The organism is Zhihengliuella salsuginis (genome assembly GCF_014651715.1).
Taxonomy (GTDB): domain Bacteria; phylum Actinomycetota; class Actinomycetes; order Actinomycetales; family Micrococcaceae; genus Zhihengliuella; species Zhihengliuella salsuginis.
In genome coordinates, this window is the sequence record NZ_BMXK01000002.1 from 97,800 (window position 1) to 116,611 (window position 18,812).

Consider the following 18,812-nt stretch of genomic DNA (forward strand, 5'->3'; position numbering starts at 1 on the left):
GACTGGAGACTATGTTCTCGCGACCCCAGAACCCCTCGGATTCACACGACGCGCTCCCTGCTCTGCGCCAAAGCCTGAGCCGAGCCGCCTTCTACCCCCAGCTCGTCGAGGACGTCGTCGTGGATGCCCTCGACTCCGATGTCCCGGTGGACCACTTCATCCACCTCGAGACCCACTTCGACCACGACGAGGTCCACCGCCACGTCACCGCGCTGGTGCTGACCAGCGACGTGCTCGTGATCGTGCACGTCGACGACCAGCAGCTCGACGAGCAGGGCGACCACGTCGTCGCCCAGGCCTCGACCGAGACCGTGCCGGTCGCACGCATCGGGTCCGTGCTGCTCAGCTCGGTCTACCACCAGCCGCAGGAGTACAAGTCCGGCGATCCGGTCCGCGAGATGACTCTGGCCATCGCGTGGTCCGGCGGCCAGCGACTCGACCTGATGCCGGCCGGCTGCTCCGACCCGCAGTGCGACGCCGACCACGGCTACACCGGCACGGTCGCCCGCGAGGACCTCGTGCTGCGGATCAGCGCGGAGGCGGACGGGCCGACGGCGGTAGAGGACGCCCGCCGCTTCGCCCGGACCCTGCGCAAGATCAACACGGCCGCCGCCCTCGGGCGCCGGGCGTAGGCGCCGGATGGCGTCGAACGACCTGCCCGCGGTTCCCCGCTACGACGGACCGCACCTGCGCCACGTCCTCCCGAGCGCCGCGGCCGTGCTCGGCGTCGGGGGCTTCGAGAACACCCTGGGCCTGCCTCCCGCCCGCCGCGTCTGCGTCGTGATGGTCGACGGACTGGGACTGTCCCTGCTGAAGTCCCGTGGCGGGCACGCCCCCTTCCTGCGCGCAGCGCTGCCGACCAACCGGACGCTGGACGTCGCCTTCCCCACGACGACGGCCGCTTCCCTCGCCAGCTTCGGCACCGGGGAGTCCCCGGCGGTCCACGGGCTCGTCGGCTACGACGTCGTCGACCCGGGCACGCGGAGCGTGGTGAACCAGCTCGGCAACTGGCCCGGCTGGCTCGACGCCGCCGCGTGGCAGCCCCGGCCGACCGTTCTGGAGCGCGCCGCCGAGGAGGTCGGCGTCACCACGGTGAGTCTGCCCGAGTTCGCGTCCTCCCAGCTGACCCGGGCCGCGCTGCGCGGAGGCGAATTCGTGGGCGCCCGGTCGGTGCAGGCGCGCGTGCGCGCGGCCTCAGAGGCGCTGGCGAAACACGAGAGGTCGCTCGTGTACCTCTATTTCAACGAGCTCGACAAGACCGGTCACCGCCACGGCGCCGCCTCCCTCAAGTGGGGCGAGCAGCTCGAGGAGCTGGACTTCGCCCTGCGCACGCTCACCAGGCGGCTGCCGGCGTCGACCCTGGTCCTGCTTACGGCCGATCACGGCATGGTCGACGTCCCGGCATCGCAGCGGGTCGACTACTCGCAGCACGCCGACCTGCTCGACGGCGTCGAGCTGACCGCGGGAGAGCCGCGCGCGGTGCAGCTGCACCTGGCGGATCCGGGTCGGGCGGAGCAGGTGGCCGCCGCGTGGCGGGCGCACTTCGGCGCCAAGGTCTGGGCTCTGACCCGCGACGAGGCGCTGCAGGCCGGGTACTTCGGGGCGGACGTCCGCGACGGGGTCCTCGGCCGTATCGGCGACGTCCTGGTGCTGGCGCGCGAGCACGAGCTGGCGCTGTACGACGGGCGCCGGGTCGCCCCGCACGCCTTCGACATGGTGGGCCAGCACGGGTCGCTCACGCGTGCCGAGCGCGAGGTGCCGTTGCTGACGCTCGCGCGGACCTAGGCCCTAGTCCGACTTCTTGCCGAAGACGATCTCGTCCCAGCTCGGCACCGAGGAGCGCTTCGGCTTCTGGCGCTTGGGGCCCGGGTCGTCGTGGCCGTCGGGGTCCTCGTCGCCGGCCGCCGTCTCGTCTGCGGGGGCGTGGTCGGCGAAGCGCAGGGCGCGCAGGTTGGGGACGACGGTGACCTCCGAGGTCTCGGTGCTCACGCCGTCGTGCAGGCGGGGCACTTCCTCGTCCGCCTCGTCGTCGGCGAAGCCGAGGCGGCGGGCCTCGTCGGCGTCGGCGAAGTCCTCATCGCGCGGGTGCGCGGCCGGCACTCCCTGGGTGAGCATGGTGGCGAGCGTGTCGTCGCCGTCCTCGTCCTCGCCGAGGCGCTGGCCGCGGCGGGAGCGCAGGATGTCGAGGAATTCCTCCTGGGCGCGGGACTCGTCGGTCTCGTCCCCGGGGGAGACGGCCGACTCCGCCGACGGGGCCTCCGGCTCCTCGTCTGCCTCGACGTCGAACGGGCGGTCCTTGACGGCCGTCAGCCGGCGCGCGGTCAACGGGGAGTCCAGCGGCTCCAGCTCGGAGAGGACCTGCGACCAGCGGTTGGTGTTCTGGAGGAGCTTGCGGGCCGGGTGGAAGACCCAGCGGGCCGGCGGTTCCTCGCCGATCGCGGCGCGCCCGGAGCCCTCGGGGGAGTCGAACCGGGCCGTGACGTCCCAGGCGCCGTCGGAGCGACGGGCAGCGTCCCACTCGACGGCGTCGGGCTGGACGCCGAAGCTCGCCAGCCGGACGTTGACCATGTCGCCCAGGGTGGCCGGCTCGTCGCCGAAGGCCGAGCGGTAGGCGTCGTGCCCCTGCGGGCCGGACACCTCGATGCTGCGGGCCTGCTGGGCGACGAATTCGCGCTCGGCGTAAACGGCGCCGGCGTAGCGCATGATCCCGTCCAGAGGCAGGCCGGTCTCGTCCGCGAGGTCCTCTGCCGAGGCACCGGAGCGGACCCGCGCCTGGATCTCGCGCGGCGAGAGCGGGCGCGGTTCGGAGTCCGCCGCCTGCCCCGCAGCCGTGCGGCCGGTCGGTCGGGTGGCGGCGGCACGCAAGGCCTCGTCGAGGGGCAACTGGTAGGTTGCTCCCTCGTCAGACGCCACTAACAGGTGCTCGCCATCCTCGTGGACACCCACAAGCCGGAGTTGCTGCATTCCAAGTCCTCCACACACCGTTGATTACTCCCTCAGACTCTGCCACTACGGCGGGCGTTTTCCGGTGATTTTGGGTGGTGTGGCGCGGGTGTCGGGAGAGGAATAAAACGCCCCCTGCCCCGGGTTGTGGTACGAACGACGAAAAAGATTGGCTTTTTCAGCCTTGATGGTGAACAATCTGTGCGTCACGGGCAGATAAAGCCACAGTGTCAGCTGCTCCAGGGTCACCTGCGAGCAGAAAAAGTTCAGCAGCTAACACCGGAGCGTGATTGAAAGAATATGGCGACCGACTACGACGCGCCGCGCAAGAACGACGACGAGGTCAACGAGGATTCTATCGAGGAGCTGAAGGGCCGGCGTTCCGATAAGCAGTCTTCCGTCGTCGACGAGGACGAGGCGGAGACCGCGGACAGCTACGAGCTCCCCGGCGCCGACCTCTCCGGCGAAGAGCTCCTGGTGCGGGTTCTCCCCGCCCAGTCCGACGAGTTCACCTGCGCCTCCTGCTTCCTCGTGCGTCACCGCTCGCAGGTAGCCAAGGAAAAGGGCGGCCTGTTCTACTGCAAGGACTGCGAGGGGTAGATCCACCCGTCACGCCCCGTACGACACGACGACGGCGGCGCACCCCACGCGGGGTGCGCCGCCGTCGTCGTCCGACCGCCGGGTCGCGCGTGTCTAGCGGGCGGCCTCGAGCGCGGCGACGAGCTCCTCGGGGCGGCGGGTGCTGGTGATCCAGTAGGGCGTCGAGTCGGCCGGGTCGGTGATCTCGATGGTCACGACCGGGTCGATCCACCCGCGGAAGCACATGAACGCCGTCCCGTTGAGGTTCGGTCCGCGGGCCGCGTGGGCCTCCTCGCCCCGGAAGGCGGCGACCTCGCCGACGAATCTGCGCTCGATCCGGGCGCGCCCGACCCGCACCCACTCGTCGGTCACCTCGACCTTGCCGCCGGTGAGCGTGTGGTTGACGGTGATGACCGCCAGCACGGCGGCCACGATCGCGCCCGCGATGACCCCCGTGCCCACGCTGATCGGCGCGAACATGACGTAGCCGGCGCCGCCGGTCCCAAGGATCACGACCCAGATCCACCACGCGGGCCAGAGGTACTCGCTGTAGGGCGGGCCGGGGGCGCCGGCCGGTTCGGTGCTGTGCGCGTCAATCGATTCAGGCATGAAACCAGTCTAGGTTCACGCGCGCGGCGAAAGTGACTAGAGTGATGTGCGTCCCGAACCAGCCGACGGCAGGAGTAGAGCGGCGCATGGCTGCCGAACACGACACCACCCTTGAAGTAGAACTGAAGATGCTCGACGCGGGTATCGAGCCGCCGTCGTACGCCCACCCGGGCGACGCCGGCGCTGATCTGCGCGCGCGCGCCGACGTCGTGCTCGCACCGGGGGAGCGGGCTCTGGTTCCGACGGGGGTCTCCCTCGCCCTGCCCTTCGGGTTCGTGGCACTGATCCATCCGCGGTCGGGCCTGGCGACCAAGCACGGCCTGACGGTCGTGAACGCGCCCGGCACCGTGGACGCCGGCTACCGCGGCGAAATCGCCGTGACCCTGCTGAACACGGACGCGAGCACGCCCATCGAGCTCAAGCGGGGCGACCGCATCGCCCAGCTGGTGATCCAGAGAGTCGAGACGGCCCGGTTCGTGGCCGTCGAGGAGCTGCCGGACTCGGCGCGCGGCGCGGGCGGCTTCGGGTCGACGGGCGGATTCCAACCCGCCGCCGCCGCGGGCGCCAGCTGAGCGCGCCTCCGCGGAGGCGCCGCCGGCACGGCCGACGGTCAGGTTGGCGACATAAGATGGCCGGGAGACCGGCACGAGGAGCAGCATGATTTTCAAGCGCAAGCAGCGCGCGGCCGACGAGGCCGAAGAACAGACGACTCACGAGGCGCAGACGACCGAGACGGCGCAGGCCGCCGAGGCGCAGCAGGCCGTCGGTCCCTTCGACGGCGACGAGCACCCGGACCGCGAGGGCTACCTGGACCTCGGTTCGCTGCTGGTCGAACCGGTCGAGGGCATGCAGATGCGGCTCGAAGTGGAGGACAAGACCAAGCGCGTCATCGCCGTCGCGCTCGAGCTGGACGGTTCCCGTCTGCAGCTCCAGGTCTTCGCCGCACCCAAGTCGGAGACGCTGTGGCCGCGCATCCAGGAGCAGATCGGCGCGAGCATCGACAAGCAGGGCGGCAAGACCGACAAGGTCAGCGGCCGTTTCGGCGAAGAGCTGGTGGCCCGCGTCCCGGCCAAGCGTCCCGACGGCACGGACGGGTTCATGGTCGCCCGCTTCCTGGGGTTCGACGGCCCGCGCTGGTTCCTGCGCGGCGTCGTCGGCGGCCCGGCGGCTCTCGACCGCTCCAAGGCCGAAGCGCTCGAGGAGCGCATGGCCCGGGCCATCGTCGTCCGCGGCGACTCGCCGATGCCGCCGTCGGAGCTGCTGCCGCTGAAGGTCCCCGAGGGCGCCGTGCCGCGCTCCGACGAGGACCCGAAGCAGCAGGCCGGCGGGGCAGAGCCGGGGCTCCGGGCGCCGGAGCGCGGCCCCGAGATCACCGAGATCGGCTGATCCCGCGGTGAACGGGCTACCCGAGGTCGCCGGGGTGACGACGGGCGCGGGCCTGCCGCTGGCCGGTGCCGCGGACTCCTGCCTCAGGATCGCCAGCATCCCGCAGCGCGGCCGCGTCACCACCGGCGGATTCGTCGAATACGTCCGTTTCTCGGCGGCCGGCGACGCGCCGGAATTCGCGGCTAGCATCGTCGACAGCCCTGCGGGCCCGGGCGGCCGCAGGACGCCGCCGCCGCGCATGTTGGTCGTCTGGCACGGCCAGCGCCGGGTGCCCGGCATCGACCAGGGCGTGTGGGTCCGGGTCGTCGGCGCGGTCTCGCAGGAGAAGGGCATCACGACGATGTACGACCCCAACTACGAGATCCTCGCCTCGAAGACCGAACTGCAGGACCGCCTGACGACGAATCGACAGGTCAAAAGCCATTTGAGTGGAAAGGCGACGCGATGACTGCGGGCCAGGGACCGGAAGACGCCCGCCAGCGGACGGGCGGCGGGGACGAATCTCCCGAGCAGCCGTCCCCGGAGCAGCTGGCCCGGCAGGTCGCGGCCGGCGCCGGGGTCCGGCGCCGGGACGACGGGCAGGTCGACGTCCTCGCGACCGTCGGCGGCGTGCGCGGGCTCGCCGAGGCCATCGGGCCCGGCCTGGTGTTCATCGTCGCGTTCACGGCCACGCAACAGCTGGACATCGCGCTCATCGGGGCGCTCGGCATCGCCGTCGTGTTCGCCGTCCTCCGCCTGATCCAGCGCCAGTCGCTGACGCAGGCTCTCGCCGGCCTGGCCGGCGTCGTGATCTGCGCGCTCTTCTCCCGCACCTCCGGGGAGGCCCGCGGCTTCTACGTCCCGGGCTTCCTGACCAACGTCGCCTACGGTGCGGCGCTCGTCGTCTCGATCCTCGTGAAGTGGCCGCTGATGGGCGTCGTGTTCGGATTCATCCGCGGCGAGGGACTGGACTGGCGGCAGGCGCCGGGGCGGATCCGCGCGTATGCGATCGCGACGTGGATCATCGTCGCCGTGTTCGCGGCCCGCCTCGCGGTCCAGCTCCCGCTCTACTACGCGTCGGCGGACGACGACGGCGCGCTCACCGCGCTCGGGTCGGCGCGCCTGATCATGGGCGTCCCGCTCTATGCGATGGGCCTCTGGGTGGCCTGGATGATCTCCCGCCCGCGCAACTAGTCGGCCGCGCGGAGTGTGGTCCGCAGCCCGTCCTCGGCGGAGATGGCGGTGATGAAGAACATCTCGTCGCCGGCCTCGACCACGTCGTCCGCGCTGGGGACGATCGGAACCTCGTCGCGCAGCAGGGCCACGACGGCCGAGTCCTCGGGCCAGTTCAGCGATCCCAGGGTCTTGCCGATCAGCGGCGAATCCGATGGAACGGTGAACTCGACCATCGACGTCTCGCCCGTGCGCAGCGTCAGTAGGCGCACCAGGTCGCCGATCTCGACGGCCTCCTCGACGAGGGCCGTCATCAGGCGCGGCGTGTTCACGGCCACGTCGACGCCCCAGGAGTCGTTGAACATCCAGTCGTTCTTCGGATTGTTCACCCGGCCCACGGTGCGGCCGATGCCGAACTCGCTCTTCGCCAGCAGGGACACCACGAGATTGACCTTGTCGTCGCCGGTCGCGGAGACGACGACGTCCGTGTCGTCCAGCCCGGCGTCCTGCAGGACGCTGAGCTCGCACGCGTCGCCGATGAGCCATTCCGCGTCGCCGAGGTCGCTGCGGCCCATCGACTCCGGCTTCGCGTCGATGAGGAGCACGGAGTGCCCGTGGGACATGAGCTCCCGCGCAATCGAGGAGCCGACGCTGCCCGCGCCGACGATGACCACCTTCACTGCTCGTCCTCCTGGGCCTCGTCCTTGGTCGGCCGCGTCGACGCGCCCGCCTTCTTCGCGGGTGCCTTGGAGAGCACCCGGTCGATGTCGGCCGTCGACTCGACGGGCATCATGGCGTGCAGGATGTCGCCCTCCTGCAGCCGGGTCTTCGGAGTGGGGATGATGCCCTGGCCGAAGCGGGTCAGGTAGGCCACGCGCAGGTGCACGGCCTCCTCGATCTCGGTCAGCAGCTTGCCGTACCAGTCGCGGTGCAGGCCCACCTCGCCGAGCAGCAGCCGGCCGGAGGCCTCCCGGAAGTCGCCCTGGACTCCGGTCTCCGGCAGGATCCGCCGCAGCACCTGGTCGGCGCTCCAGCGGACGGCCGCGACCGTGGGGATGCCCAGGCGCTGGTAGATCTCGGCGCGGCCCGGGTCGTAGATCCGGGCGACGACGTGGGGGACGTTGTACGTCTCGCGCGCCACGCGCGTGGCCAGGATGTTGGAGTTGTCGCCGCTGGAGACGGCCGCGAAGGCGTACGCCTCCTCGATGCCCGCTCGCTCCAGCGTGTCGCGGTCGAAGCCGACGCCGGTCACCCGGCGCCCGGAGTAGTGCCTCCCGAGCCGCCGGAAGGCCCGCTCGTCCTGGTCGATGATGGCCACGGTGTGACCGGCTTCGTCGAGGGTGTGGGCGAGCGTCACGCCGACGCGGCCGGCGCCCATGATGACGAAATGCGGCATGTGGTTCCTCCGCTGGTGAAGCGTCTCGCGGTTGGAGACCGCACGAATATTCCGTCACTAGTGTGTCACGTCGCCGGGCCCGTCCGCCGGGTGCCCGCGCGGACGTGCGCGGGGCGAGGAATGACACAGCGCGGCCGACAGGCTAACTTTGACGAAGTGTTGACGTTCCTCGAAGCACTCAAGCGGGTCCTGGTCGGGCGGCCCTTTGAGACCGAAAGCCTGAAGCGGACCCCGCTGCGCCGACTCGTCGCCCTCGGCAAGGTGAGCTCGAACGCGCTCTCGTCGGTGGCCTACGCGCCCGACGAGATTCTCCTGACCCTCGCCATCGCCGGGATGAGCGCGATCCACTTCTCGCCGCTCGTGGGCGCGGCGGTGATGGTCGTCATGTTCGTCATCATCGCCTCCTACCGGCAGTCGGTGAAGGCCTACCCGGGCGGTGGCGGCGACTACATCATCGCCAGCACGAACCTCGGCCCGAGGGCCGGCACGACGGCGGCCGCGGCGCTGCTCATCGACTTCGTCCTGACAGTCGCCGTCTCGATGTCGGCGGCGGCCCACTACCTGGTGGCCGCCCTGCCGCAGCTGCAGGGGCACCGCGGCGAGATCGCCGCGTGGGGCGTCGCCCTGCTGGCGTTCGCGAGCCTGCGCGGGCTCGGGCGCTCGCGCTGGGCGCAGATGCTGCCGACCTACCTGTTCGTGGCGGGCGTCCTCTTCATGCTCGTGGTCGGATCGATCCTCGCGGTGACGGGCCAGCTGGGCCAGGCCCCGAGCGCCGACTTCACCATCGCCCCGCAGGCCGGCTTCGAGGAGGGGCTGACGGGCTTCTTCGGGGCCCTCCTGATCCTGCGCGCGTTCTCGACGGGCTCCGCCGCCCTCACGGGTATCGAGGCCCCGCAGAGCAGCGTCCCGGACATGGCCCCGCCGCGGGCCAAGAACGCGGCCTCGGTCCTGGTCTGGCTCGGCATCCTGGCCGCGGTCCTGACCCTCGGGACCCTCTTCCTGGCCGAGGCGACGAACATGCGCCTGGTGGAGTTCCCGCACGAGTCCCTGCAGCTCGACGGCGGCCCGATTCCCGAGGGGTACTTCCAGATCCCCGTCCTCGGCCAGTTGGCCATGGCGGTCTTCGGCTCCGGGACGTTCGGATTCATCGCCATCCTGGTCCTGACGATCTGGGTGCTCTGGACCGCCGGCGCCTCCGCCTTCAAATCCTTCCCGTTCCTCGCCTCGCTGCTCGCCGTCGACGGCTACCTGCCGCGCCAGCTGCGCACCCGCGGGGACCGGCTCGGCTACAGCAACGGCATCGCCGCGCTCGGCATCGCGGCCATCGTGCTCGTGCTGGCCTTCGACGCGCACCTGCCCGGGCTGATCCAGATGTACGTCGTCGGGGTCTTCGTGGCCTTCACGCTGAGCCAGCTCGGCATGCTCGGGCACTGGAAGCGCCGGTACGTCCAGACCCCGAGCCGCCCGGCGCGCGCGAAGATCGTCCGCTCACGCCTGCTGAACCTCGTCGGGTTCGTCCTCTCGGCCGCCGTGCTCGTCGTCGTGCTGATCACCAAGTTCGTCCACGGGGCCTGGCTGGCCGTCGCGGCGATCGGGCTGCTGTACCTCATCATGTTCTCGCTGCACCGCCACTACGAGGCCGTCGACCGGGAGCTCGCCATCGATCCGAACGCGGAGGCGAAGGCGCTCCCGGCCCGCGTGCACGCCCTGATCCTCGTCTCCTCGGTGCGCAAACCGGTCCTGCGGGCGCTCGCGTTCGCCCGGGCCTCGCGCCCCTCGAAGCTCGATGCGATCGTCGTCGACACCGAGGAGGAGCGGACCCAGCGGACGATCGAGAAGTGGAACGAGCTGCGCATCCCCGTCCCGCTGACGGTCCTCGCCTCGCCCTACCGCGAGGTCGCTCCGCCGCTGCTGGACTACATCAAGGGCATCAAGCGCGATTCCCCGCGGGACCTCGTCGTGGTCTACGTGCCGGAGTACGTCGTCGGCCGCTGGTGGGAGCAGCTGGTGCACAACCAGACGGCCCTGCGCATCAAGGCGCGCCTGCACTTCGAGCCGGGCGTCGTCGTCGCGTCCGTTCCCTGGCAGCTCTCGGCGGACACCCACGGCCGCGCGCTCTTCGACAACGACTTCGGCACGACCCCTCCCACCGACCCGAGCAAGGACCCCCAGTGAACCAGCCTGCCGCCCCCGAGCCCGCACCGGTCGTCGAGCTCACGATCGGCCCGGTCGCCCACGGCGGCCACTTCGTGGCCCGCCACCAGGGCCGCGTCGTCTTCGTCCGGCACGCGCTGCCGGGCGAGCGGGTGCTGGCGCGCCTGACCGAGCACGACGACGGCGCCCGGTTCTGGCGCGCCGACGTCGTCGACGTGCTCGACGCCAGTGCCGACCGGCAGGACCACGTCTGGGACCAGGCCGACGCCCTCGCGGCGGCCCGATCCGGGCGTCCGGCCGCCGGCGGTGCCGAGTTCGGGCACATCCGACTCGAGGCCCAGCGGCGGCTCAAGGGCGAGGTGTTCGCGGAGCACCTCGAGCGCGCCGCCTCGATCGACGTCTCCGCGCTGGGATTCGCGGGGGTCGAGGCCGCTGGAGAGGAGGACGGGCTGGGACGCTTCTGGCGGACGCGGATGGCTTTCGCCGTGGACGCGGACGGGCGGCTCGCGATGCACCCGCATCGCAGCGACGACCTCGTCGCCCTCTCGTCGATGCCGCTGGCCAGCGAGGAGATCCAGCGGCTGAGCCCGTGGGACGCGGATTTCTCCGGCTTCGAACGCGTCGAGATCGCGGCCCCGGCCGGCGGCGACGAGACCCTGGTGCTGCTGGTCCCGTCCGCTGCGGCGGCCGACGCGGCCGGCGTCCGGCGCGCCGCCCGCCGCGTGGCGTCGCAGTTGCCGGACAGCGCCTCGGTGTCCGTGCTGACGCAGGAGGGAGGGGCCGCAGCCGACGGCCGGGGCGCGCTGCAGCGCATCTCCGGCCGCACCTGGCTCTCCGAATCGGTGGAGCTGGCGTCCGGCGACGACTACCAGTTCCGGGTGACGGGGGAGGGGTTCTGGCAGATCCACCGCGCCGCGCCGGCGACGCTGACCGACGCGGTGCTCGGGATCGTCGCGCCGGAGCCGGGGCAGACGGTCGCGGACCTGTACGCCGGGGCCGGCCTCTTCACCCTGCCGCTGGCCGAGCGGGTGGGCTCTGGCGGCCGCGTGCTCTCGATCGAGGGGGCGCCGGGCACGAGCAAGGATGCGCGGCGCAATCTCCACGAGCACCGGCAGGCGGTGATCGCCCAGGGGCGCGTGGAGCGCACATTACGCGGGCAGCTCCAGCGGCTGTCCGGCGGGCGGGGCACCCGCCGGCTTGACGCCGTCGTCCTGGATCCGCCACGCGCGGGAGCCGGCAAGCGGGCCGTGGAGCTGATCGCGCAGGCGCAGCCGGCGACGATCGCCTACGTCTCGTGCGATCCGGCGTCCTTCGCCCGTGATGCCGCGGATCTTCGGCGTCGCGGATACGAGCTGGTCACAGCGAGGGTCTTCGATTTGTACCCGAACACGCACCACCTGGAGACGGTCGGGCACTTCGCCCGGGCGTAACCCTGAGGCGCGGCGCACGTGAACCGATAGACTGGGGCGCAGCTCTGCCGCGAACCATCCATCTTGTGTTGGTTAGGGTTTCCTAACTGGCGCCAGATAGTGCGTGCAACAAAGATGAAAATCTGGCGAGAGGAGTCCCAATGAGCAATGTGGACAGCTTTGGAGCCAAGGGCGTTCTTGACGTCAGTGGCAAGGAATATGAAATTTTTCGGCTGAACGCCGTTGAAGGCGCCGACAGCCTTCCGTACAGCCTGAAGGTTCTGCTGGAGAACCTGCTTCGCACCGAAGACGGTGCGAACATCACGGCCGAGCACGTTCGTGCTCTGGCCGGTTGGGATGAGAACGCCCAGCCGGACACCGAGATCCAGTTCACCCCGGCGCGTGTGATCATGCAGGACTTCACGGGTGTTCCCTGTGTGGTCGATCTGGCGACGATGCGCGAGGCCGTCAAGGAGCTCGGGGGCGACGCTTCGCGCGTGAACCCGCTGGCTCCGGCCGAGATGGTGATCGACCACTCCGTGCAGATCGACGCGTTCGGCAATGCCGGCGCGCTCGAGCGCAACATGGAGATCGAGTACCAGCGCAACGGCGAGCGGTACCAGTTCCTGCGCTGGGGCCAGACCGCGTTCGACGACTTCAAGGTCGTCCCCCCGGGAACGGGCATCGTGCACCAGGTCAACATCGAGTACCTGGCGCGCACCGTGATGACCCGCGAGGTCGACGGCAAGCTGCGCGCCTACCCGGACACCTGCGTCGGCACCGACTCCCACACCACCATGGTCAACGGCCTGGGCGTGCTGGGCTGGGGCGTCGGCGGCATCGAGGCCGAGGCCGCGATGCTGGGCCAGCCCGTGTCGATGCTGATCCCGCGCGTGGTCGGCTTCAAGCTCTCCGGGTCCATCCCGGCGGGCGCGACCGCGACCGACGTGGTGCTGACGATCACCGAGATGCTGCGCAAGCACGGCGTGGTCGGCAAGTTCGTCGAGTTCTACGGCGAGGGCGTGGCCGCGGTGCCGCTGGCCAACCGTGCGACCATCGGCAACATGTCCCCGGAGTTCGGCTCCACGGCGGCCATGTTCCCGATCGACGAGGTGACGCTGGACTACCTGCGCCTGACCGGGCGCAGCGAGGAGAACGTCGCCCTCGTCGAGGCGTACGCCAAGGAGCAGGGCCTCTGGCACGACCCCGCGCACGAGCTGCGCTTCTCGGAGTACCTCGAGCTGGACCTGTCCAGCGTGGTCCCCTCGATCGCCGGCCCGAAGCGTCCCCAGGACCGCATCGAGCTGACGAACGCCAAGGAGCAGTTCCGCCAGGACATCCACAACTACTCCGGCGACGACTCCGACGCGCTGAACGTCGGCCGTCCGTCGAAGGCGGTGGAGGTCAAGATGGAGGACGGCCGCGAGTTCACCCTCGACCACGGTCTGGTCTCGATCGCCTCGATCACCTCGTGCACCAACACGTCGAACCCGTCGGTGATGCTGGCGGCGGCGCTGCTGGCGCGCAACGCCGTCGACAAGGGCCTGACCTCGAAGCCGTGGGTGAAGACCTCGGTCGCACCGGGCTCGAAGGTCGTCACCGACTACTACGACAAGTCGGGGCTGACGCCGTACCTGGAGAAGCTCGGCTTCTTCATCGTCGGCTACGGCTGCGCCACCTGCATCGGCAACTCGGGTCCGCTCGAGCCGGAGATCTCGGAGGCCGTGCAGGCCAACGATCTGGCGGCCACCGCGGTGCTCTCGGGCAACCGCAACTTCGAGGGCCGCATCAACCCGGACGTGAAGATGAACTACCTGGCCTCGCCGCCGCTGGTCATCGCGTACGCGCTGGCCGGCACCATGGACTTCGACTTCGAAGCCGATGCGCTGGGCCAGGACGCCGAGGGCAACGACGTCTTCCTGCGCGACATCTGGCCGTCCCCGCTCGAGGTCGAGGACACCATCGCGAAGTCGATCGACGAGGGCATGTTCGCCAAGGGCTACGACGGGGTCTTCGACGGAGACGACCGTTGGAAGGCGCTGGACACCCCGGCCGGGGACACGTTCTCCTGGGCCGAGGACTCCACCTACGTGCGCAAGCCCCCGTACTTCGAGGGCATGAAGGCGCAGCCGGATGCCGTGAAGGACATCGAGGGTGCGAGCGTGCTGCTGAAGCTGGGCGATTCGGTCACCACCGACCACATCTCCCCGGCCGGTTCCTTCAAGTCGGAGACCCCGGCGGGCCGCTACCTGCTGGAGAACGGGGTGGACCGCAAGGACTTCAACTCCTACGGCTCGCGCCGTGGCAACCACGAGGTCATGATCCGTGGAACGTTTGCGAACATCCGCATCCGGAACCAGCTGCTCGACGGTGTCGAGGGCGGGTTCACGCGCGACTTCAGCCAGGAGGGCGCGCCGCAGGCCTACGTCTACGACGCGGCGCAGAACTACAAGGAGGCCGGCACCCCGCTGGTCGTCCTCGGCGGCAAGGAGTACGGCTCGGGCTCGTCCCGCGACTGGGCGGCCAAGGGCACCGCGCTGCTGGGTGTGCGGGCCGTGATCACGGAGTCGTTCGAGCGCATCCACCGTTCGAACCTCATCGGCATGGGCGTTCTGCCGCTGCAGTTCCCGGCGGGCGAGTCGGCTGACTCGCTGGGCCTGGACGGCACGGAGTCCTTCGACATCACCGGTATCACGGAGCTGAACAACGGCTCCGTCCCGCAGACGCTGAAGGTCGCAGCCGCCAAGGCCGACGGTCAGACGGTCGAGTTCGACGCGGTCGTCCGCATCGACACTCCGGGCGAGGCCGACTACTACCGCAACGGCGGCATCCTGCAGTACGTGCTGCGCCAGATCTCCGCGAACTAGGCGCAGATCGACCAACCGCTGGGGCGGGCACCGGGAAACCGGTGCCCGCCCCAGCGGCGTTCGGTCCCGAAGCGGGAACGGGTACGGCCCGCGGCCTGTCCGGGCGGGTCCAGAGGAACTATTCTGAGTCCATGGCGCAGGACGCGCGTTCCCCGAAGAGCACCGGCCGAACCGGCGATCGGGCCTCGGCGACGATGCCGCACGGCCCCGGGCACCGCACGTTCATGCACGTCCTGGTCAATACGGCGTGCGCCAACGTCATCACGAGCTATCTCTGGTTCGGCCTGACGTTCTGGGTCTACCTCGAGACCCGCTCCGTCCTGGCGACCGGGGTCATCGGCGGGGCCTACATGCTCCTCGTGGCCTTCTTCGGACTCCTCTTCGGAGTGCTCGTGGACCGGTACCGGAAGCACGCGGTGATGGTCGGGTCCACCCTCTTCACCGTGCTCTGCTTCGGGCTGGCGGGGACGATGTTCCTGCTGCTGCCGGAGACCGCGCTTCTGGACCTGACCGGGATCTGGTTCTGGCTGTTCGCCGGCATCGTCCTGATCGGGGCCGTCGTCGAGCAGCTGCGCAACATCGCACTGTCGACCACGGTCACCCTCCTCGTGGCACCGGACCGCCGCGCGAACGCCAACGGGTTCGTCGGGACCGTGCAGGGCCTCGCCTTCATGGTCACCTCGGTCTTCAGCGGCCTGTCGATCGGCATACTCGGCATGGGCGGGACGATCGTCATCGCTCTCGTTGCCTGCACCGCCGTGCTGGCGCACCTGTTGGCGCTCAGAATCCCCGAGCCGGACATCGTCCGCGCGGCGCAGCGGGAGAGCTTCTCCGAGCTGCGGGCCGGCATCGCGGCCGTGCGCGCGACCCGGGGCCTGTTCGCGCTGATCCTGTTCACGACCCTGAACAATCTCACCGGCGGCGTCTTCATGGCGCTCATGGACCCCTACGGGCTGACGATCTTCCCCGTGGAGGTCTGGGGTCTGGTCCTGGGCATCACGGCGACCGGCTTCCTCATCGGCGGCGGCGTGGTGGCCAGATTCGGCCTCGGCGCCAACCCGATCCGCACGCTGCTGATCCTGGTGGTCTGCACGGGCGTCCTGGGGGCCACGTTCACGATTCGCGAGTGGTGGTGGCTCTTCGCCGTCGGCATCTGGGTCTTCATGATGCTCATCCCGGCCATCGAGGCGGCCGAGCAGACCGTGATCCAGAAGGTCGTGCCGTACGCGGTCCAGGGGAGGGTCTTCGGATTCGCGATGACCTTCGAGGCCGCGGCGGCGCCCATCACGGCCTTCCTCATCGCTCCGCTGGCCGAATTCTGGATCATCCCCTACATGGACTCGGCCGACGGCCGGCAGGCGTGGGGCCCGCTGCTGGGTGCGGGCGATGCGCGCGGCATCGCCCTCGTGTTCCTGGTCTCGGGTCTCGCGTCCATCGGTCTGGGGGCGGCGGCGCTCTGCTCGCGCTCCTACCGGAGGCTGTCGACGACGTTCGCGGACGCCCCGGAGACCGCGCCGCCGGCCGCGGGCGGTTAGGATTGACGGAAAGCAACCGTGGCCGCAGACCGGCGGCGGAGCATTGGAGAAGTCGACGGCGAAAGGAAGACGAGTGTCACTGCTGGAGGCCATTGGCGAACCGGACGACCTGCGCGCGCTGGACGACGAGCAGACCGTCGCCCTCGCTGAGGAGATCCGCCGATTCCTCGTCGCCAACGTCGCCCGCACGGGCGGACACCTGGGGCCCAACCTGGGCGTCGTCGAGCTGACGCTGGGCATCCACCGCGTCTTCGACTCGCCCAAGGACTCGATCGTCTTCGACACCGGGCACCAGTCCTACGTGCACAAGCTCGTCACCGGCAGGCAGGACTTCGGCACGCTGCGCCAGCAGGGAGGGATCGCCGGCTACCCCGACCGCTCCGAGTCCGTGCACGACATCGTCGAGTCGTCCCACGCCTCCAGCTCCCTCTCCTGGGCGGAGGGGATCTCGCGTGCCCGCGTCCTCTCGGGGGAGTCGGACCGCTACGTCGTCGCCGTGGTGGGCGACGGCGCGCTGACCGGGGGCATGGCCTGGGAGGCCCTGAACAACATCGCTGCCGACAAGGAGCGCAAGCTCGTCATCGTCGTCAACGACAACGGCCGGTCGTACGCGCCGACGATCGGCGGCCTCGCGAACCAGCTCGCCGGTCTGCGGCAGATGACGCTCGACAAGTTCCGGACCTCGCAGGCCTACGAGGAGACGCTCGACAAGGTCAAGCACCGGCTGCAGAGCGGCGGGACCGTCGGCAAGTTCGCCTACAAGTCCCTGCATGCGGCCAAGAAGGGCATCAAGGACTGGTGGGCTCCGCAGGGACTCTTCGAGGATCTCGGACTCAAGTACATCGGGCCCATCGACGGCCACAACCAGGCCAGCGTGGAGGAGGCACTCCAGCAGGCGCGCGCCTACGAGGGGCCGGTGATCGTCCACGCGCTCACCGAGAAGGGCCGGGGCTACGCCCCCGCCCGGGCGCACGAGGCCGACCAGTTCCACGCCGTCGGCGTCATCGACCCGACGACGGGCGAACCCGTCGAGACGCCCTCGAAGCAGTCCTGGACCAGCGTCTTCGGCGACGAGATCGCATCGATCGCGGACGAGCGCGCGGACATCGTCGGCATCACCGGCGCCATGCTCATCCCCGTCGGGTTGAAGAAGATGGCGGAGAAGCACCCGGACCGCGTGATCGACGTCGGCATCGCCGAGCAGCACGCGCTGACCAGTGCCGCGGGCCTGGCCTTCGGCGGGATGCACCCGGTGGTGGCGATGTACGCGACGTTCCTGAACCGCGCCTACGACCAGCTGCTGATGGACGTGGCCCTGCACAAGGCCGGCGTCACCGTGGTCCTCGACCGGGCCGGCGTCACGGGCCCCGACGGCCCCAGCCACCACGGCATGTGGGACCTCTCGCTGCTGCAGTCGGTCCCGGGCATGCACATCGCCGCGCCGCGCGATGCCGACACGCTGCGCGAGGAGCTGCGCGAGGCGGTTGCCGTCGACGACGCCCCGACCGTCGTCCGGTTCTCCAAGGGCAGCGTCGGCGCGCCGCTCCGCGCGCTGGAGCGGCTCTCCGACGGCGTCGACGTCCTCGCCCGGCGGGGCACGGCCAAGCCGGAGCAGCGCGAGGGCCGCGACGAGCGCGACGTCCTGATCGTCGCCGTCGGGTCGATGGCGGAGATGGCCCTGGACGTCGCCGTCCGGCTCGAGGACCAGGGCATCAGCTCGACCGTGGTCGACCCGCGCTGGGTGCTGCCCGTCCCGCGCTCGATCGTCTCGCTGGCCGCCCGGCACCGGATCGTCGTCTGTCTCGAGGACGGCGTCAAGGCCGGCGGCGTGGGCGGCCGGATCCGCCAGGACATGCGCGAGGCCGGCGTCGACACGGCGCTCAACGAGGTCGGTCTGCCGGTCGAGTTCCTCGCCCACGGCTCGCGCAGCGAGGTCCTCGCCCGGGTGGGCGTGACCGCCCAGCAGGTCGCGCACGACACCCTCGCACAGGTCCTGGGCACCAAGGTCCCGTTCGCGCGCCCCCTCGAGGGCCAGGACCTGCCCACCGGACAGCTGCCGCAGCTGTGAGCGCACCCCGCCCGCCGATCCCCGCCCCGTTCCCGGCCGACGCGGTGCCGGCGCCCGGGGCGATCGCGGCCGGCGATCTCGTGGTCGCGCGGGCGTGGAAGTACGACGCCGGCCCGCACTGGGTCGTGCCGGGTGTCTACCTGGGCGCCGACGCCGCGGGGCACTGGATCTTCCAGCCCGCCGGATCGTTCGTCGCCCGGCCCGGGGCGGGGTTCTTCGCCGACTCCGACGCCGTCTGCCTCTTCCCGCACCAGGACGGCGACGGGGCGGGGAGCGGCTCGGGCGTGCGGACCGGCGACTGGGTCGCGACCTTCTACGACGAGGGCCACCCGGAGGCGATGCGCGTCTACATCGACGTCTCGACGGCGATCGGGTGGCGCCCGCTGGCCCCTTCGGGCTGGGAGATCCACTCCGTCGACATGGACCTGGACGTGGTCGGCACGGTCGACGCCGAGGCGTTCATCGACGACGAGGACGAGTTCGACGAGCACACGCTCCGCTACGGATACCCCGACTGGCTGGTGGACCGTCTGCGGCCCGCGGCCGACGAGCTCCTGGCCGCCGTGCGCGAGGGGCGCGGCGTGTTCGCCGCCGATGCAGACACGCGGATCGCCGCCGCGGCGCAGGACTGGTTCGATGCCGCCCGGTCCGCGGCGCCGTCGTCCGCCCGCTAGAGATTCGATGCAGACGGGATCCACCCGCCCGCAGACACCC

At 70.6% G+C, this 18,812-nt stretch carries 18 protein-coding genes; 13 read left to right on the plus strand and 5 right to left on the minus strand.

Going from position 1 to position 18,812, the window contains the following annotated elements; all coding sequences use genetic code 11:
• The first annotated feature begins 11 nt into the window (after window positions 1–11).
• The gene (locus IE069_RS02495) at window positions 12–632 is read left to right on the plus strand and encodes a DUF5998 family protein (RefSeq protein WP_189348544.1); all 621 of its coding nucleotides are present in this window, start codon (window positions 12–14) and stop codon (window positions 630–632) included.
• Window positions 633–639: 7 nt separating this feature from the next.
• On the plus strand, window positions 640–1,785 hold the full coding sequence (locus tag IE069_RS02500) for an alkaline phosphatase family protein (RefSeq protein WP_189348545.1): 1,146 nt from the start codon (window positions 640–642) through the stop codon (window positions 1,783–1,785).
• Window positions 1,786–1,788: 3 nt separating this feature from the next.
• Here IE069_RS02500 and sepH read toward each other — a convergent pair whose 3' ends face one another.
• Both sepH and IE069_RS02510 read right to left on the minus strand, forming a co-directional pair.
• A complete protein-coding gene (gene sepH, locus IE069_RS02505; RefSeq protein WP_189348546.1) occupies window positions 1,789–2,964 on the minus strand; it encodes a septation protein SepH in 1,176 nt (391 codons plus the stop codon).
• A 45-nt stretch (window positions 2,965–3,009) separates the two neighbouring features.
• Complete coding sequence (locus tag IE069_RS02510) at window positions 3,010–3,192, minus strand: hypothetical protein (RefSeq protein ID WP_189348547.1); 183 nt, start codon at window positions 3,190–3,192, stop codon at window positions 3,010–3,012.
• Window positions 3,193–3,243: 51 nt separating this feature from the next.
• On the opposite strand from IE069_RS02510, the gene IE069_RS02515 reads away from it, so the two are divergent.
• A complete protein-coding gene (locus IE069_RS02515) occupies window positions 3,244–3,543 on the plus strand; it encodes a DUF4193 domain-containing protein (protein WP_189348548.1) in 300 nt (99 codons plus the stop codon).
• A gap of 93 nt (window positions 3,544–3,636) precedes the next feature.
• On the opposite strand, the gene IE069_RS02520 is transcribed toward IE069_RS02515, so the two are convergent.
• Window positions 3,637–4,131: a DUF3093 domain-containing protein gene (locus IE069_RS02520; RefSeq protein ID WP_189348549.1), complete on the minus strand. Its 495-nt coding sequence runs from the start codon at window positions 4,129–4,131 to the stop codon at window positions 3,637–3,639.
• An 86-nt stretch (window positions 4,132–4,217) separates the two neighbouring features.
• Between IE069_RS02520 and dut the strand changes: the two genes are divergently transcribed.
• From dut to IE069_RS02540, 4 genes are all read left to right on the plus strand, one after another.
• On the plus strand, window positions 4,218–4,703 hold the full coding sequence (gene dut / locus IE069_RS02525) for a dUTP diphosphatase (RefSeq protein ID WP_229790901.1): 486 nt from the start codon (window positions 4,218–4,220) through the stop codon (window positions 4,701–4,703).
• Between the two features lie 85 nt (window positions 4,704–4,788).
• Window positions 4,789–5,517: a DUF3710 domain-containing protein gene (locus IE069_RS02530; protein WP_189348550.1), complete on the plus strand. Its 729-nt coding sequence runs from the start codon at window positions 4,789–4,791 to the stop codon at window positions 5,515–5,517.
• 7 nt (window positions 5,518–5,524) lie between these two features.
• Window positions 5,525–5,965, plus strand: a complete 441-nt coding sequence (locus IE069_RS02535) for a hypothetical protein (RefSeq protein WP_189348551.1) — start codon at window positions 5,525–5,527, stop codon at window positions 5,963–5,965.
• Complete coding sequence (locus tag IE069_RS02540; RefSeq protein WP_189348552.1) at window positions 5,962–6,690, plus strand: DUF3159 domain-containing protein; 729 nt, start codon at window positions 5,962–5,964, stop codon at window positions 6,688–6,690. Before IE069_RS02535 ends, IE069_RS02540 begins: the two co-directional genes overlap by 4 nt.
• Here the strand turns inward: IE069_RS02540 and IE069_RS02545 are convergent.
• Entirely contained in the window at window positions 6,687–7,349 is a 663-nt protein-coding gene (locus tag IE069_RS02545; RefSeq protein ID WP_189348553.1) for a potassium channel family protein, read from the minus strand. The two genes, IE069_RS02540 and IE069_RS02545, sit on opposite strands and share 4 nt — an antisense overlap.
• Window positions 7,346–8,065, minus strand: coding sequence for a potassium channel family protein (locus IE069_RS02550; protein ID WP_189348554.1), 720 nt, complete (start codon window positions 8,063–8,065; stop codon window positions 7,346–7,348). The genes IE069_RS02545 and IE069_RS02550 overlap by 4 nt, the downstream gene beginning before the upstream one ends.
• A gap of 156 nt (window positions 8,066–8,221) precedes the next feature.
• Here IE069_RS02550 and IE069_RS02555 point away from each other — a divergent pair, with 156 nt between their 5' ends.
• The 6 genes from IE069_RS02555 (at window position 8,222) to IE069_RS02580 (ending at window position 18,772) form a co-directional block, all read left to right on the plus strand.
• Window positions 8,222–10,240 (plus strand): APC family permease, encoded by a 2,019-nt coding sequence (locus IE069_RS02555; RefSeq protein ID WP_189348555.1) that lies wholly within the window; start codon window positions 8,222–8,224, stop codon window positions 10,238–10,240.
• Complete coding sequence (locus IE069_RS02560; protein WP_189348556.1) at window positions 10,237–11,649, plus strand: class I SAM-dependent RNA methyltransferase; 1,413 nt, start codon at window positions 10,237–10,239, stop codon at window positions 11,647–11,649. Before IE069_RS02555 ends, IE069_RS02560 begins: the two co-directional genes overlap by 4 nt.
• A 140-nt stretch (window positions 11,650–11,789) precedes the next feature.
• The gene (gene acnA / locus IE069_RS02565) at window positions 11,790–14,495 is read left to right on the plus strand and encodes an aconitate hydratase AcnA (protein WP_189348557.1); all 2,706 of its coding nucleotides are present in this window, start codon (window positions 11,790–11,792) and stop codon (window positions 14,493–14,495) included.
• A 194-nt stretch (window positions 14,496–14,689) separates the two neighbouring features.
• Window positions 14,690–16,030, plus strand: coding sequence for an MFS transporter (locus IE069_RS02570; RefSeq protein ID WP_189348749.1), 1,341 nt, complete (start codon window positions 14,690–14,692; stop codon window positions 16,028–16,030).
• 73 nt (window positions 16,031–16,103) lie between these two features.
• Complete coding sequence (dxs, locus tag IE069_RS02575) at window positions 16,104–18,098, plus strand: 1-deoxy-D-xylulose-5-phosphate synthase (RefSeq protein ID WP_189348558.1); 1,995 nt, start codon at window positions 16,104–16,106, stop codon at window positions 18,096–18,098.
• On the plus strand, window positions 18,095–18,772 hold the full coding sequence (locus tag IE069_RS02580; protein ID WP_229790902.1) for a DUF402 domain-containing protein: 678 nt from the start codon (window positions 18,095–18,097) through the stop codon (window positions 18,770–18,772). The genes dxs and IE069_RS02580 overlap by 4 nt, the downstream gene beginning before the upstream one ends.
• Window positions 18,773–18,812: the final 40 nt, after the last annotated feature.

Coding starts and splice junctions, on each gene's coding strand:
- IE069_RS02495 (WP_189348544.1), top strand. CDS start 12: ATGTTCTCGCGACCCCAGAACCCCTCGGATTCACACGACGCGCTCCCT.
- IE069_RS02550 (WP_189348554.1), bottom strand. CDS start 8,065: ATGCCGCATTTCGTCATCATGGGCGCCGGCCGCGTCGGCGTGACGCTC.
- IE069_RS02515 (WP_189348548.1), top strand. CDS start 3,244: ATGGCGACCGACTACGACGCGCCGCGCAAGAACGACGACGAGGTCAAC.
- dut (WP_229790901.1), top strand. CDS start 4,218: ATGGCTGCCGAACACGACACCACCCTTGAAGTAGAACTGAAGATGCTC.
- IE069_RS02530 (WP_189348550.1), top strand. CDS start 4,789: ATGATTTTCAAGCGCAAGCAGCGCGCGGCCGACGAGGCCGAAGAACAG.
- IE069_RS02570 (WP_189348749.1), top strand. CDS start 14,690: ATGCCGCACGGCCCCGGGCACCGCACGTTCATGCACGTCCTGGTCAAT.
- IE069_RS02540 (WP_189348552.1), top strand. CDS start 5,962: ATGACTGCGGGCCAGGGACCGGAAGACGCCCGCCAGCGGACGGGCGGC.
- acnA (WP_189348557.1), top strand. CDS start 11,790: ATGAGCAATGTGGACAGCTTTGGAGCCAAGGGCGTTCTTGACGTCAGT.
- sepH (WP_189348546.1), bottom strand. CDS start 2,964: ATGCAGCAACTCCGGCTTGTGGGTGTCCACGAGGATGGCGAGCACCTG.
- IE069_RS02520 (WP_189348549.1), bottom strand. CDS start 4,131: ATGCCTGAATCGATTGACGCGCACAGCACCGAACCGGCCGGCGCCCCC.
- IE069_RS02500 (WP_189348545.1), top strand. CDS start 640: ATGGCGTCGAACGACCTGCCCGCGGTTCCCCGCTACGACGGACCGCAC.